This is a genomic window from Bradyrhizobium sp. USDA 4353 (assembly GCF_054063215.1).
The window spans coordinates 5,386,579-5,399,408 of record NZ_JBSSGB010000001.1 but is presented as its reverse complement, the minus strand read 5'-3'; the positions used below and the strand labels follow the sequence as shown (position 1 = coordinate 5,399,408).

General features: G+C 65.2%; 15 protein-coding genes, 1 tRNA gene and 1 pseudogene. 6 read left to right on the top strand and 11 right to left on the bottom strand.

The features are described 5' to 3' along the window. Positions 1-123: 123 nt before the first annotated feature. Both ACVILH_RS24350 and ACVILH_RS24345 read right to left on the bottom strand, forming a co-directional pair. A pseudogene (locus ACVILH_RS24350) lies at positions 124-886 on the bottom strand (SIR2 family NAD-dependent protein deacylase). Between the two features lie 577 nt (positions 887-1,463). After that, the gene (locus ACVILH_RS24345; RefSeq protein ID WP_456715147.1) at positions 1,464-1,748 is read right to left on the bottom strand and encodes a hypothetical protein; all 285 of its coding nucleotides are present in this window, start codon (positions 1,746-1,748) and stop codon (positions 1,464-1,466) included. Between the two features lie 132 nt (positions 1,749-1,880). Between ACVILH_RS24345 and ACVILH_RS24340 the strand changes: the two genes are divergently transcribed. Next, entirely contained in the window at positions 1,881-2,021 is a 141-nt protein-coding gene (locus ACVILH_RS24340; protein WP_456715146.1) for a hypothetical protein, read from the top strand. Between the two features lie 453 nt (positions 2,022-2,474). On the opposite strand, the gene ACVILH_RS24335 is transcribed toward ACVILH_RS24340, so the two are convergent. After that, positions 2,475-2,777 (bottom strand): HU family DNA-binding protein, encoded by a 303-nt coding sequence (locus ACVILH_RS24335; protein WP_172109121.1) that lies wholly within the window; start codon positions 2,775-2,777, stop codon positions 2,475-2,477. 606 nt (positions 2,778-3,383) lie between these two features. Here ACVILH_RS24335 and ACVILH_RS24330 point away from each other — a divergent pair. Beyond that, on the top strand, positions 3,384-3,836 hold the full coding sequence (locus ACVILH_RS24330; RefSeq protein ID WP_009031298.1) for a VOC family protein: 453 nt from the start codon (positions 3,384-3,386) through the stop codon (positions 3,834-3,836). 255 nt (positions 3,837-4,091) lie between these two features. Further along, a complete protein-coding gene (locus ACVILH_RS24325; RefSeq protein WP_456717063.1) occupies positions 4,092-4,781 on the top strand; it encodes a glutathione S-transferase family protein in 690 nt (229 codons plus the stop codon). Between the two features lie 4 nt (positions 4,782-4,785). Here ACVILH_RS24325 and ACVILH_RS24320 read toward each other — a convergent pair whose 3' ends face one another. The 4 genes from ACVILH_RS24320 to ACVILH_RS24305 form a co-directional block, all read right to left on the bottom strand. Then, positions 4,786-5,058: a porin gene (locus ACVILH_RS24320; protein ID WP_456715145.1), complete on the bottom strand. Its 273-nt coding sequence runs from the start codon at positions 5,056-5,058 to the stop codon at positions 4,786-4,788. Positions 5,059-5,105: 47 nt separating this feature from the next. After that, positions 5,106-5,363, bottom strand: a complete 258-nt coding sequence (locus ACVILH_RS24315) for a PilZ domain-containing protein (protein ID WP_035648441.1) — start codon at positions 5,361-5,363, stop codon at positions 5,106-5,108. 156 nt (positions 5,364-5,519) lie between these two features. Next, positions 5,520-5,594: transfer RNA gene (locus tag ACVILH_RS24310), tRNA-Glu, on the bottom strand. A gap of 219 nt (positions 5,595-5,813) precedes the next feature. After that, positions 5,814-6,146, bottom strand: coding sequence for a Rieske 2Fe-2S domain-containing protein (locus ACVILH_RS24305; RefSeq protein WP_456715144.1), 333 nt, complete (start codon positions 6,144-6,146; stop codon positions 5,814-5,816). Between the two features lie 209 nt (positions 6,147-6,355). Here ACVILH_RS24305 and ACVILH_RS24300 point away from each other — a divergent pair, with 209 nt between their 5' ends. Further along, entirely contained in the window at positions 6,356-7,108 is a 753-nt protein-coding gene (locus ACVILH_RS24300) for a hypothetical protein (protein ID WP_456715143.1), read from the top strand. A 389-nt stretch (positions 7,109-7,497) separates the two neighbouring features. Here the strand turns inward: ACVILH_RS24300 and ACVILH_RS24295 are convergent, their stop codons facing one another. From ACVILH_RS24295 to ACVILH_RS24280, 4 genes are all read right to left on the bottom strand, one after another. Beyond that, positions 7,498-7,710: a hypothetical protein gene (locus ACVILH_RS24295; protein WP_456715142.1), complete on the bottom strand. Its 213-nt coding sequence runs from the start codon at positions 7,708-7,710 to the stop codon at positions 7,498-7,500. A gap of 117 nt (positions 7,711-7,827) precedes the next feature. Then, complete coding sequence (locus ACVILH_RS24290) at positions 7,828-8,406, bottom strand: hemerythrin domain-containing protein (protein ID WP_456715141.1); 579 nt, start codon at positions 8,404-8,406, stop codon at positions 7,828-7,830. 148 nt (positions 8,407-8,554) lie between these two features. Continuing rightward, positions 8,555-9,784 carry a 5-aminolevulinate synthase gene (hemA, locus tag ACVILH_RS24285; protein ID WP_456715140.1) on the bottom strand — a complete coding sequence of 410 codons (1,230 nt, stop codon included), beginning with the start codon at positions 9,782-9,784 and terminating at the stop codon, positions 8,555-8,557. Between the two features lie 116 nt (positions 9,785-9,900). After that, complete coding sequence (locus ACVILH_RS24280; protein ID WP_456717062.1) at positions 9,901-11,049, bottom strand: PLP-dependent cysteine synthase family protein; 1,149 nt, start codon at positions 11,047-11,049, stop codon at positions 9,901-9,903. A gap of 282 nt (positions 11,050-11,331) precedes the next feature. Here ACVILH_RS24280 and ACVILH_RS24275 point away from each other — a divergent pair, with 282 nt between their 5' ends. Together ACVILH_RS24275 and ACVILH_RS24270 are read left to right on the top strand one after the other, a co-directional pair. Further along, positions 11,332-11,565 (top strand): hypothetical protein, encoded by a 234-nt coding sequence (locus tag ACVILH_RS24275; RefSeq protein WP_456715139.1) that lies wholly within the window; start codon positions 11,332-11,334, stop codon positions 11,563-11,565. Between the two features lie 186 nt (positions 11,566-11,751). Continuing rightward, positions 11,752-12,780, top strand: coding sequence for a PrsW family intramembrane metalloprotease (locus tag ACVILH_RS24270; protein WP_456715138.1), 1,029 nt, complete (start codon positions 11,752-11,754; stop codon positions 12,778-12,780). Positions 12,781-12,830 lie beyond the last annotated feature (50 nt).

The window sequence follows — 12,830 nt, the reverse complement described above, 5'->3', positions numbered from 1 at the left end:
CCAAGACGATTCACGCGAATCTCTCGAATCAAAGATAACATTCCCTCGTGCCGCGCATAGACAAAAATCGGATTCAGTGAGGCATATGAACAGACTTGCCGACAAAAATGCATCAATTTCCGTTCAATTACGGACGAACGGACCGAGCACTTCGCCGATGTCATGGCGGATGACGAGGTCGGCAACGTCGTCCTGATCGGTCGGTTCCCGGTTGATGATCACGAGTCGTGCACCCGCCTGCTTTGCCATCAATGGAAAGCCGGCCGCCGGCCATACAACCAGCGATGAGCCGATGGCGAGAAACAGGTCGCAATGCTGCGCAAGCTCGGTCGCGCGCTGCATCTCGTCCTCAGGCATCGCCTGACCGAACGAGACCGTCGCCGTCTTCACCGGCTCTGCACATTCAGGACAATCCGGCGCGGCGCCGTCGGCGATGAATCGCTGCTGCACCCAATCCAGCTCATAGCGCTGCCCGCATCCGATGCAGCGCGCATAGGTGGTGTTGCCGTGCAGCTCGATGACGTGGTCGCCTGCGAAGCCGGAGTCCTGGTGCAGGTTGTCGATGTTCTGGGTGATGACGGCGGGAATTTTTCCCCGCGCGGTAAAGCGCGGCAAGCGCGCGGTGACCGCGGCCGGGCCGCGCCGCCGCGAACGTGTCCTGCATCGCGAAGCGCCGGCGCCAGGCTTCGTCGCGCGCGTCCTGACTGGCGACGAAGTCTTCGAAATGGATCGGCCTGTTGCGCGTCCATAGCCCGCCCGGGGAGCGGAAGTCGGGAATGCCGGCTTCCGTCGAGATGCCGGCCCCGGTGAACGGCACGATCACGCGTGCCGCGGCAATCATGTCGCCCAGGCGGTTCACGCCGTCTTGCAGATCGGATGCAATCATCAGCGGCGGCTCCGGCACATCACACGGCGCAGCATGTGCGCCTTCTCCCTCATAGCATGTCATGACCCGCCGCCGGCGGCACTCGAGTCCATCCTGCATCAGTCGGAACCATGCGGATGGCTGCAAGCGAGACGAGTCCACAGACGGCGTCGCTACCGCCCGACAGATCAGAAGCCGGCAATCCCCGTGCATCATATGCGGCGGAGCGCGTCCCTCCGCAATCACGCCGCAATCGGGCATCCACATCCCGTCAGCGATTCGCCAGGAAGTTTGTCACGCGTCTCATGGCTGGACTCGCCGGACATCGACCGGAGCAGAGAGGATCCGTGGGACAGAACCAGACGCAGGACGATCGGCGCACTCAGGAGCGTGCCGAGATCACAGCCAGGATTGCACGATTCAAGTCGACCCAGGACAGGTTCGCGCGCGAGCGCGAGGAGTTCGCACGGGAAGCCTGGCGAAAGGCACAGCGCGGCGAGGCTGCCGAATAGAGCGACATTCCGCACGATGAAGAAAGCCCGGAGGCGTGGGCCATCCGGGCTCTTCTTCTAGGGGACTCTTCTCGCCTGGCGCGCCCTTACCAGTGGTGGCGCCAGTAATGGTGGCGATGATAGTACGGTCCGCCGTAATAGGCATACGAGCCCGGGCCGTACACGTAGCGCGGACCATCGTCATAATAGCCGTAGCCCGGACCATAGTAGTAGGGATGCGACGCGGCGATCGCGCCGGCCGTCAGCGCGCCAGCAGCGAGACCGAACGCCAGGCCCGGTCCGATGCCGCGCGCCTGAGCCGGCGCAGGTGCGGCCAGCGCGGTGGCGGCAACGGCGCCTGCGGTGGCCAGAACAGCCAATGTCTTTCTCATGATCAATCCTCCAATTCCGATGCGTCCAAACAACGCAGACGCCGGCGGATTGGTTGCAGGCCGACGCTCGATCCTCGCTCCGGAACCCCTTGGCCGTCTTGGGCGTTCAATTGCGTTCAACATGGATCGGTCATGGCATCCTGGCTGGAACTTCTGTTCAACATCATCGGCTATGGCGGCTTCGTCCTGATTGCCTCGCGCCACCAGGGGGAGCCGTCCGTCGCTGGACCGGACGTGCACGACGGGGCTCAGGTGCATATCGACCGCATGTGAAGGCTGGTCTTTCGGCGGTCGTCCACAGCCGATCCGCAGCATATCCACAGGCGGGCCCCGAGAGCATCGAGCCGACCGATCAAAGGCTTGCTGCGCAATATGACCGTCATTGTCCTCAGCTTCGCTGCTGCGGCTTGGTTGCGTCTCCGCCCCTGCCCGACCTGCTACGCATCCCGGCGGCTTCCCGCGGGGTTCTCGCATCGGGCCTTGAACCTTTTCCCGGAGAGCCAAGACACATCAGCACTGGGGATTTCAGGGCCCAGTGTTCGAGGGTGGCGCCACGCGACGAAGATATTCCGTCGCGCTGGCGCTGCTGTCGTTTCCGCGGTCTGATGGCCGCAGCGGCATGCAGGGACAGCAACCCACCAGCATGCAGCAACGAAAACATGCAGCAACGAAAAAGGCCCCCTTTGCAGGGGGCCTCTGATCGCGATCACGACTAAAAAAGTCTGATCAGGCGACAGCGTCCTTGGCGGCCTTGACCGGGCGCGCGCGCACGATCTTGCGGGCCGGCTTGGCCTTGAACATCATCTCTTCGCCGGTGAAGGGATTGGTGCCCTTGCGCGCCTTGACGGCCGGCTTCTTGACGACGACGAACTTGGCGAAGCCCGGCACCAGGAACACGCCGTTCTTCTTCAGCTCCTTGTGGCCGACGTCCGTGAGCGTCTCCATGACGTTCTTGACGTCACGCTTGGACAACTCGGTGGAGGTCGCAATCTTCTCGATCAGTTGCGACTTGGACAGTTGGGTAGCCATCGTATCTCCTTGTGATTGGTACCGATGTGATTGGTACGGATGAATGACGTGACGACTGCGCGGCTATCAGCGCATTGCTGCGCAGACTGGTCGGGGTTTTCTGGCTGCATTGCACAGCCGGGACTTCAGCCGTCTGGTGGTGTAGCACCCCGCGATTTTCGGGATTCTCCTGCATTTCAAGGGGCCCCGAAGCACCCACAGCGGCGCCAAAATTCCAACGGAGCGCGGAGAAGTCAAGCTGCGATGCCGATCGAATGGAGCATGCGATTCATTTTCCCCTATATTTCCAGGCATTTTCGACGCTCCTGCGTGATTTTGGTCGCACATCACCGGCAAAATACGCTGAAAAACCCGTATCCGCCCGCATCGCCCCGGTTGGTTCGCGCGGCGAATCACGGCTGAAAACAGCGATTCGCCGGGGCATCAGGGCCGACAGCCGCATCGTCGCAGCGACCACCGACGCCCTCTTGCGCGCTCCACAATTCCGCGCGAGCCGGCCTTTTCGCGAGCCGAGGTGTGCTGCGCAAGCGCGCCGATAGCTGCTATGGATCGGCATCCGCAGGCGGCCGTTGAACATCCGCTTGAAGCTCAGGGAGACCAGGACAGATGCGTTATCTCCACACCATGCTGCGCGTGCGCAATCTCGACGTCGCGCTGAAGTTCTATTCCGATGCGCTCGGCCTCAAGGAGGTGCGCCGGATCGACAACGACAAGGGCCGCTTCACCCTGGTGTTTCTCTGCGCACCCGAAGATGAACACCTGCTGAAGAGCCTGCCTCCGACGCGCGGCGCACCGCTGGTCGAGCTGACCTACAATTGGGACGAGGAAAAATACGGCGAGGATCGCTTCTTCGGCCACCTCGCCTATGAGGTCGACGACATCTACGCCACCTGCGATCGCCTGATGAAGCTCGGCGTTACCATCAACCGGCCGCCGCGCGACGGCAACATGGCGTTCGTCCGCTCGCCCGACCTGCACTCGATCGAGCTATTGCAGAAGGGCGAGCCGAAGGCGCCGGCCGAGCCGTGGCTGTCGATGCCGAACACCGGACATTGGTAGGCGTCGCAATCGTCCACACAAGTCCGGAACATCGAAGCCCCCCTCGCGTTGTCGCCCCGATTGACGGAGAGGACATGAGGAGGCCGAGATGGGTCGAGGAATCTTGCTGTGGTTGTTGGGCGTGCCGATCCCGGTGATCATTCTGCTGTGGCTGTTCTTCGGCCGCTGAGCGCCGGGAACGATCGAGAGCACGACTGATCGCGCGACGCGTTCAACCGAAAAGCCCCGCTGAAGAGCGGGGCTTTTTGCGTGGGGATGCGCTATTACAGCGAGCAGCAGAAGCAATCAACACAGGAGCCAAATGTGCCTACTGCAACGCAACTGACAGTCTGGGGCCGGCCCAATTCGGTCAACGTGCAGAAGGTGCTGTGGTGTCTGGCCGAGCTCGATCTCGACTACGAGCGCATCGATGCGGGCATGCAGTTCGGCCGCAACAATGAGGCGGACTATCTTGCGATGAATCCGAACGGCCGCATTCCGACGCTGGTCGACGGCGATTTCGTGCTGTGGGAGAGCAACGCGATCATGCGCTATCTCTGCCTCGCCTATGGCGGCGACACCCGGCTTTATCCGGCGCAACCGCGTCACCGCGCCGCGATCGAGCGCTGGCTCGACTGGACGCTCTCGACAGTGCAGCCGACCGAGCGCCCGCTGTTCTGGGGCCTAGTGCGCACCCCGCCCGAGCAGCGCGACATGATCGCGCTGCAAAAAGCCGCCGACGAGGCCGCGGCGATGTGGCGCATCCTCGATGCCCACCTCGCCACACGCAGCCATGTCGAAGCCGAGACGTTCACGCTCGCCGACATCGCGCTCGGCGCCTATGCGCGCCGCTGGTTCGGAGTCGAAGGCGTCACCAAGCCGGAGCTGCCGAGCCTGAGGCGCTGGTACGACCGCATCGCGCAGCGCGCGGCGTTCACCCGCCACATCGCGCCGCCGCTGTCCTGAGCCGTCAGCGGCCGAGGGAGGTGCCCGTCTCGAGGCGCAGCGCGCCGCCGACCTTCACGCAGGTGTCCGTGCCTTCGACCCGCACGAAATTGGCGCCATAGGATGCGCAGGGATTTCGATTGACGACGGTGGGGCGGGTTGGCGGCTTGCTGCCACCAGCAGCGTTCGAGGTCAGCAGCGACGCCCCCGACGAACCCGCGGATGCGGGCAGCGCGACCGCGAGCCACGCGATGATGCCAAGGATGGCAAGGATGCCAAGACTGAAGGACCTGCACATGCCGGCTTGATAGCGCGTCGGCGGCGCGGACGCGACGGCCGATTGCGCTACTTGCCGATGAACTTGACGCCGACGGAGGCGCCGCGGCGCCACACCACCTGGCACAGCCGGCCGGTGCGCGCATCCCGGGCGAAGGCGAGCCGGATTGTGGCCGGCAGCGCCGCCGCATCCTCCAGGGTCAGCTTGGCGCCCGCGCTGGAGATGTCCTGCACGAGACAATGGCGCACGGCGAATCCGCCCTCCAGCGTGATCCACGCCGGCTGCCTCATCGACTTGCGGGCTTCCCGCTTCTTGGGTGCGGCCATCATCCTGCTCCTGCTCGCCCGCTGCAGTACGGCAAGGACCCTAATGGACGGTTGACCTGTTCGAACAGCGGCGCCGATGCACGGGAGAACAGACCGTCGACGACAAACGTCGATGGCGAGCATGGTATTCGGATGGGTGAGAAACGACGCCGCGAATGGCGCTCCCTAGCGGAATCGAACCGCTCTCTCCACCGTGAAAGGGTGGCGTCCTAACCGATAGACGAAGGGAGCACGACGTACGATGTCGCGGAGACACTGGGCTCCGGCGCCATCGCCGTTTGCGCGCTCAAGGAAAAACCGTCTGCAAAACAACAGCTTGTGGCTGCAATTTGCGAGGTCGGCTGAACCGCCAAAAGGTGATTCCGTGCCGCGCGCGGCGAACGTATAGAGGCGTTTGCCCGCCCGGGCAAGCCGCCCGTGAACGTCTTTACCGGCCCGGTCACGCCATGCTCAACGCGCCGCAAACAATGGCGAGATCCCGTCGGTGTCGATATAGACCACGCCGTCCTCGACCTTGACCGGATATTCGGCCAGCGCGCTCTCCGGCGGGTGCAGCGGCTCGCCCGTCAGCGCATCCCACGTCCAATTGTGCACGGGGCAGCGCAGCACCCGGCCGTCGAAGCCGGCCTCCTCCATCGGCGCCGCCGTGTGCGGGCAGACGCCCTGGAACGCCTTCAGCTCGCCATTGTCGGGCCAGGCGAGAATGATGAGCTGGGCGTCGGCGATGACCAGGCGCATGCCGCCTTCGTCGATCGTGTCCGCCTTGCAGACGCGGGTGAACATGCGCGGGCCCTCTCCGTCGTTTGTCTGCGATGATCGCAAGCGACGGCCGGAGCAAGACTTGTTCCGACGACGCCTCGTCTGCCGAGCGCAGCAGGACGATGGCACCCTTCTTGCTGCCTCACCATCGAGAGCTCGTTGACCGCGCCGCCTCTGTCGCAAACACGACAGAGCGGCCACCGCGCCGGCGAGCAGCGGCGACGGAGTGTGACATGACCGACATGACGGAGTTGAGGACACGCAAGGAGCCGCTCAACCTCGCCATCGTCCATGTCGATCCCGATGCCTTCATCGCCCATCTGATGGGCTGGCTCGAGATCACCGCTTTCATCAAGGCGCAGCGCGCGGGCGAGGCCACGGTGCCCGCGGACGGCAAGACACCGGCTTTATCGCCGGCGCAGCTCAAGAATGGCGGCGTGCACGAGGTCGGCAATGACGCGCTGTTTGCGTTCGCGATGACGGCGGCGCTGAAGGGCGACAAGGCCGCGGTCGACAAGGTCGAGACCGCCCTGCTCGATCAGATCGGCCCGGATTTTCCCGGCTCATTTGCGCTGTGGCACTTCCGCACCACGATCGACGCGCCGACCACGCTGGATGATTTCGTCGGCCAGGCCGGCAAGAAGATGCTGGCGGGCGACCTGCCGCCTCCGCCGCTGCGGGCCAAGGAATATTGGAGCGCTGGCCTGCGCTTCTTCGAGAAGGCGCGCAAATCGAACTTCGTCCACGAGATCATGTACCCGCTGGCCAAATGGACGCGCGCACGCTGGACCGAGACCGCCGACAAGGGCGTCGCCTTCCTGCATCATATCGAGGACAACGTCCCGGTGCTGCGCGAGGTGCTGGAGGAGCCGCGCAACGACCAGGCGTTCATTGCCAACACGCTACTGAAGCTCGCGCCGGCGGTCGACATGGAGCTGAACGAGGAATACCAGGGCTTCCTGCGCTCGCTGGCGCGCCGCAACTAAAAGCATGATCCGGAAAAGTGCGCAGCGGTTTTCCGAAAAGATCATGCGCAAACAATAACCTAAAGCGCGATGACGATTCATTTTGATCTCATCGCGCTTTAGACGAGCGACGTGAGAGCATCCTGCGCTGAGCAGCTCACGCAAAAAGGCCGGCGGGCGTTACGCCGCCGGCCTCTTGTCGCGACTGCCGGCTCCGGCCGTCCGGTTCCGTCGCACTCCTGGGGGAGCATGCGAACAGGGTCGCGCGGCCTGGTTAATGATGGATTAATGCGTGGTGAGCGAAGCGACGCGACAGCCGAAACTGCACGTCCAGCGGGCACCGCGCAAAATCAGGGTTACCCGGCCCCTCACCGGCTGGTCGACGCTTAAGACCGAGGAAAGGACAGCGCTCAGCTCAGGATCAAGGCGCGCTTCTTCTCGCGGCGCAGCGCACGCTCCTGGCAGCCCGACAGACGGACGAACTCTTGAGGATGGATGTCGTAGCCGTGGCAGCCGAAGGCGCTCTGCTGCGACATCGGCGTCTGCGCCGGATCGGGCGGATCAGCCTCGACGCGGGCCAACGAAGTCCGGACCGGCTCAATCCCTGTAGTCAACGCGGTCATAGCCAACTCCGTGAAAGAGTGCCTGCCCCCAACGATCGGGAACTATAGCGCTCTGGATATCCTGCGCAATTGGGACAAAGCGTCCGTGAGGCCAAGTGTCCCTCAGCTCAGTGTCCCTCAGCCCGCCGCGGCGCGGGCCTGCTCCGCTTCCTGCTCCCAGCGCAGGATGGTCCGCTCGAGATTGTGGAATTTCTCCGCGACGTCGCCGTCGAACAGCGGGTCCTTGCGGTCGGTCATGCGCGCGTCGATGTCGGCCCAATCCTCCGGCTGCAAGGCGCGCAGCGCGGCCGGAAACAGCAACGTCTCCTCCTTGCGCAGGTGCTCGCGCTGGCTGTCGATGAACTGATGCACGGCGGCGTGGAAGCTCTCGCGCAGGATCTCCTGGTCGGACAGGACGGCGTTGACGGCATCGGCGAAGCCGCGCAGCCGCTGCGCCTCGGTCTCGTGCTCGTCGTCGACATCGCCATAGGTCGCGGCCGCCGCCGGATCGCGCGCCCGCAGCTTGCCGAAGATCATCTCCTCCTTGGGATGATGGCAGCGCTGCGGATAGTCCTCGAAATAGGCGATGATGCTCTGAAGGATGTCGTAGTCCGGCCGCCGATTGTGATCGAACAGCTCCAGCTCGTGCTCGAGCACCGAAAGAAGCTTCTCGAGGTTCTGGTGCTCCTGCAGCAGCGCTTCGATGATCTTTGCCATGGCTGCCTCTTTGCGCCGGGCCGGGCTCTGCCGGACCGGCATGCTCCCCTGATCGCAGCAGACTACGCCCGCGCGGGCGCAGGCAGCATTGCGGCAGATCAAACTGACAGGGTGACCTGACAGCTCAGGCGGACAGCGAGCAGCCGGCCTACTCGGCCGCCAGCGCCTGCTGTGCGCGGGAGAGGCCCAGCCGGTCCCAGACGTCGACCAGCGCCTCGGCGAGCGCATCGATCAGGCCGTCATCGTGGTAGGGCGACGGGGTGATGCGCAGCCGCTCCAGGCCGCGCGGCACGGTCGGGTAGTTGATCGGCTGGATGTAGATGCCGTGCTCGGCCAGCAGCAGGTCCGACGCCGTCTTGCACTTCTCGGGATCGCCGACATGTACCGGGACGATGTGGGTGTCGGACGGCATCACCGGCAGGCCGGAGGCGTTCAGCACCGCCTTGAGCCGGGCAGCCCGGTCCTGGTGACGGTTGCGCTCCCATTGCGAGGTCTTCAGATGCCGGATCGCGGCGGTCGCGGCCGCGCAGACCGGAGGCGGCAGCGCGGTCGTGAAGATGAAGCCGGGCGCATAGGAGCGGACGGCGTCGATCAGATTGGCATTGGCGGCGATGTAGCCGCCGAGGCAGCCATAGGCCTTGGCGAGCGTGCCCTCGAGGATGTCGATCCGGGCCATCGCGCCGTCGCGCTCGGCGATGCCGCCGCCGCGCGGGCCGTACATGCCGACGGCATGGACCTCATCGACATAAGTCAACGCCCCGTAGCGCTCGGCGAGATCGCAGATCCGATGCAGCGGCGCGACGTCGCCGTCCATCGAATACAGGCTCTCGCAGACGATCAGCTTCGGCCGATCCGCATCGGCGGCGCGCAGCAGCTCCTCCAGATGGGCGAGATCGTTGTGCCGCCAGATCTGCCGTTCAGCGCCCGACTTGCGGACGCCTTCGATCATCGAATTGTGGTTCAGCGCATCCGACAGCAAGAGGCAGTTCGGCAGCAGCTTTGCGATCGTCGAGATGCCCGTCTCGTTGGAGACGTAGCCGGAGGTGAACACCAGCGCCGCCTGCTTTCCGTGCAGATCGGCGAGCTCGCGCTCCAGCTCGATCAGCGGATGATTGGTGCCGGCGATGTTGCGGGTGCCGCCGGCGCCGGTGCCCATGCGCGCGGCGACGTCGACCATGGCGCCGATCACCTTCGGGTGCTGGCCCATGCCGAGATAGTCGTTGGAGCACCAGATCACGACATCCTTCGGTCCCTCCGGCGAATGCCAGATGGCGCGCGGAAAACGGCCGGCGAGACGTTCGAGATCGGCGAAGACGCGGTAGCGGCTTTCCCTGTGCAGCTGGTCGAGGGCGCGGTCGAAATAGCTGTCGTAGTTCATCACCTGATCCGTCCTTCCCCTGCCCTGCGGCCCGGCGCCAGCGTTCCAGCGCGCGGTTAAAGGTCTGTCTCGGCTGGGACAAAAGCCCAGTTCGGCCGGGCGATCGTTGATCCAGATCAGGGATGGAGAGGATTGCCGGCGTCGGGAATGTCGAGCGCGAGCGGCGCGCCGGTGTCGAGGAAGGCCGACAGCGCCGCCTCGGTCGGCGCGGGATCGAGCCCGCGCGCGGCCAGCCATTGCGGCTCGTAATAGGTCTGGCGGTAGCGCTCGCCGGAATCGCAGATCAGCGTGACCAGCGAGCCGGTCTGTCCCTGCTGCCGCATCTCCGCCGCGAGCCGGCACAGCGCCAGGAAGTTCGTGCCGGTCGAGCCGCCGACCGGCCGGCGCAGCTTGCGCGTCAGCACGTTCATCGCCGCGATGGAGGCAGCATCCGGCACCTTCATCATCCGGTCGACCACGCCCGGCACGAAGGACGGCTCGCAGCGCGGGCGGCCGACGCCCTCGATCAACGACGGCTTCTCGCAGGTCTTTGCGCAGTCCCCGCTACAGAACGCATCGAAGAACGCGGAGTGCTCGACATCGGCGACGCAGAGCCGCGTCGGATAGCGGCGGTAGCGCAGATAGCGTCCCATCGTCGCCGACGTGCCGCCGGTGCCGGCCCCCATCACGATCCATTCCGGCAACGGGCAGCGCTCGCCGTTGAGCTGATTGAAGATCGATTCGGCGATGTTGTTGTTGCCGCGCCAGTCGGTGGCGCGCTCGGCGAAGGTGAACTGGTCCATGTAGTGGCCGCCGAGCCGCGCGGCGAGCGCCGCCGCCTCCGCGTACAGGAAGCGGCCATCGTCGATCAAATGGCAATTGCCGCCGTAATGCGTGATCGCCGCGATCTTCTCCGCCGAGGTCGTGCGCGGCATGACCGCATAGAACGGCACGCCGATCATCTGCGCGAAATAAGCCTCCGACACCGCGGTCGAGCCCGAGGAAGCCTCGACCACCGGCGTCCCCTCGCAGATATGGCCGTTGCAGAGGGCATAGAGAAACAGCGAGCGCGCCAGGCGATGCTTCAGGCTGCCGGTCGGATGCGTCGACTCGTCCTTGAGATAGATATCGATGCCGGCGAGCGCCGGGACGATGAGGCGGATGAGGTGCGTGTCGGCCGTCCGGCACTGGTCCGCCTCGATGGCGGCGACGGCATCGTCGACCCAGCCGCGGCGATAGCGTGGCAGGCAGGGTTCGGCGGGGCGAAACGGACTCGGCGGATTCATGGGGGCATACCGATCATGATCCCCTGGCCGCATCAAGCCCGCGATCACCCTGGCCTGGGGCATGCTGAACGGGCGGTAGCTGCCGCGCGCCGCGTGTCCGTTGCCCCAGATGCGGGCATTGCGCCGCATTCGCACCTCCGGTGAGGCGAGGAAATTTGAATCTCGGCGAGATTGGCCAAACAATTGCACACTTTCAGGGCGAACTAAGGCGCTGCATTGCCGTAGACTGGATCTCGTCGAGGGTTGCATGACGGGCCAACGGACCCGCATACGAGGGGCACCATGAAAGTCTTTCCGCTTGTCGTCGTTGCCTGCGCCATCAGTCAGACCGCCTTTGCCGAAGGTCTGGAGTGCCGGCGCGTCGCCGATCCCACCCCGCGGCTGAGCTGCGTCGAGACGCCGACCACGGCCCAGGCGCCGGCTCCGTCGCGGACCGATGCCTGGCCCCCGGAGCCTCGCCGGGAGACGCCGGCGCGAGACGGCACGCCAGCTACGGGCGGCTCCCGGATTCGTTGACGCCGCGGTCCGGGCGGGAGCCCTGCGGCCGAAAGCGGCAGCGGGGCATATCGATGATCCATGCCTTGATGATCGGCGATTTTTACCGACATTGTGGTCATGCCCCGCGGCTGCCGATGTCGCCGTGACGCCGCGCGCGGGAGGAGACGGGCTGGGTCCGCCAGCGGTTTGAGACGATTGGAGACCATGGCCTACCTGCCATCGCAAATGAACCTGCTCGAAGCGCTCGCCACCGTGGTCGGAACCGCGGCGATCGCGCCTGCGCTGCTGATCCTGTGGCTGGTGGTTGCGGCAGGCGATAATTCCGGACCTCCGCTCAAGATCTGGACCGCGTTCCTGCTCGGCGCCGCGAGCGTGCTGCTGCTCGGCATCATCCGGATCCCGTTCCAGAATGTCGGATTGGCGATCGAAAACCCCTGGGTCGCGCAAGCCGTCCGGGCGCTATTCAACGTCGCCCTGCCGGAGGAAATCGCCAAGGTGGCGGTGATCGCCGCGCTGTGGTCGCGACGACGGCAGGTCGGCAATGCCATGGACACGGTGTTCTATGGCGCGGCCGTCGGCCTCGGCTTCGCGGCTTACGAGAACCTCGCCTACCTGGTTCAGCATGCCGAGATGTGGCGCTCGCTTGCGATCCTGCGCAGCGTCCTCACGGTGCCCTTCCATGGCGCGCTCGGCATCATCGCCGGGGCCTATCTTGCGATCGCGCGCACCTCGACCGCGCTCGGCGCCAACCGGCACAATCGCGAGGGCGCGCGGATGTCGAGCTGGGCGCTGGTGCTGGCCGCGCCGGTGATGCTGCATGCAGCATTCGACTATCCGCTGCTGCTGCTGCAACGCGCCTCCAATCTCGACCCGACCTCGCGGCTCTGTCTCGGCGCGGTCAGCGTCTTGATCGGCTTCTCCTCGATCGGGCTCGCCGCACGGCTGGTGCGCCGCGTGGCGCATCACCACACGCCCCGCACCGAGGTGGCGAAGGCCCGGCTGAGCCAGTTGCGCCGGATGTGGGCGCTGCTGCTGCTCGGCGGCGCCGCCGGCTTCATCGGCCTCGGCTTCGTGCTGACGTCGATCCGGCACTGGCTGCTCAATCCCGACCGCAACATCGCCGGCGTCCTGGTTCCCCTGGGCCTCACCGCGATCCTGCTCGGGGTCGCCCTGCTGGTTGTCACAACGACGATCTATATCTTCGGCCGCAACCGGATGCGGACGACGGCGTAGCCGCCCGCCGCAGGGCTCGATTGCAACGAAACGCGCCTCGCGCGCTTGTT

Excerpts from the sequence above, each read along its gene's own strand:
- ACVILH_RS24345 (WP_456715147.1), bottom strand. The coding sequence starts at position 1,748 with ATGAGAAAGACATTGGCTGTTCTGGCCACCGCAGGCGCCGTTGCCGCC.
- ACVILH_RS24340 (WP_456715146.1), top strand. The coding sequence starts at position 1,881 with ATGGCATCCTGGCTGGAACTTCTGTTCAACATCATCGGCTATGGCGGC.
- ACVILH_RS24335 (WP_172109121.1), bottom strand. The coding sequence starts at position 2,777 with ATGGCTACCCAACTGTCCAAGTCGCAACTGATCGAGAAGATTGCGACC.
- ACVILH_RS24330 (WP_009031298.1), top strand. The coding sequence starts at position 3,384 with ATGCGTTATCTCCACACCATGCTGCGCGTGCGCAATCTCGACGTCGCG.
- ACVILH_RS24325 (WP_456717063.1), top strand. The coding sequence starts at position 4,092 with ATGCGCTATTACAGCGAGCAGCAGAAGCAATCAACACAGGAGCCAAAT.
- ACVILH_RS24320 (WP_456715145.1), bottom strand. The coding sequence starts at position 5,058 with ATGTGCAGGTCCTTCAGTCTTGGCATCCTTGCCATCCTTGGCATCATC.
- ACVILH_RS24315 (WP_035648441.1), bottom strand. The coding sequence starts at position 5,363 with ATGGCCGCACCCAAGAAGCGGGAAGCCCGCAAGTCGATGAGGCAGCCG.
- ACVILH_RS24305 (WP_456715144.1), bottom strand. The coding sequence starts at position 6,146 with ATGTTCACCCGCGTCTGCAAGGCGGACACGATCGACGAAGGCGGCATG.
- ACVILH_RS24300 (WP_456715143.1), top strand. The coding sequence starts at position 6,356 with ATGACCGACATGACGGAGTTGAGGACACGCAAGGAGCCGCTCAACCTC.
- ACVILH_RS24295 (WP_456715142.1), bottom strand. The coding sequence starts at position 7,710 with ATGACCGCGTTGACTACAGGGATTGAGCCGGTCCGGACTTCGTTGGCC.
- ACVILH_RS24290 (WP_456715141.1), bottom strand. The coding sequence starts at position 8,406 with ATGGCAAAGATCATCGAAGCGCTGCTGCAGGAGCACCAGAACCTCGAG.
- hemA (WP_456715140.1), bottom strand. The coding sequence starts at position 9,784 with ATGAACTACGACAGCTATTTCGACCGCGCCCTCGACCAGCTGCACAGG.
- ACVILH_RS24280 (WP_456717062.1), bottom strand. The coding sequence starts at position 11,049 with ATGAATCCGCCGAGTCCGTTTCGCCCCGCCGAACCCTGCCTGCCACGC.
- ACVILH_RS24275 (WP_456715139.1), top strand. The coding sequence starts at position 11,332 with ATGAAAGTCTTTCCGCTTGTCGTCGTTGCCTGCGCCATCAGTCAGACC.
- ACVILH_RS24270 (WP_456715138.1), top strand. The coding sequence starts at position 11,752 with ATGGCCTACCTGCCATCGCAAATGAACCTGCTCGAAGCGCTCGCCACC.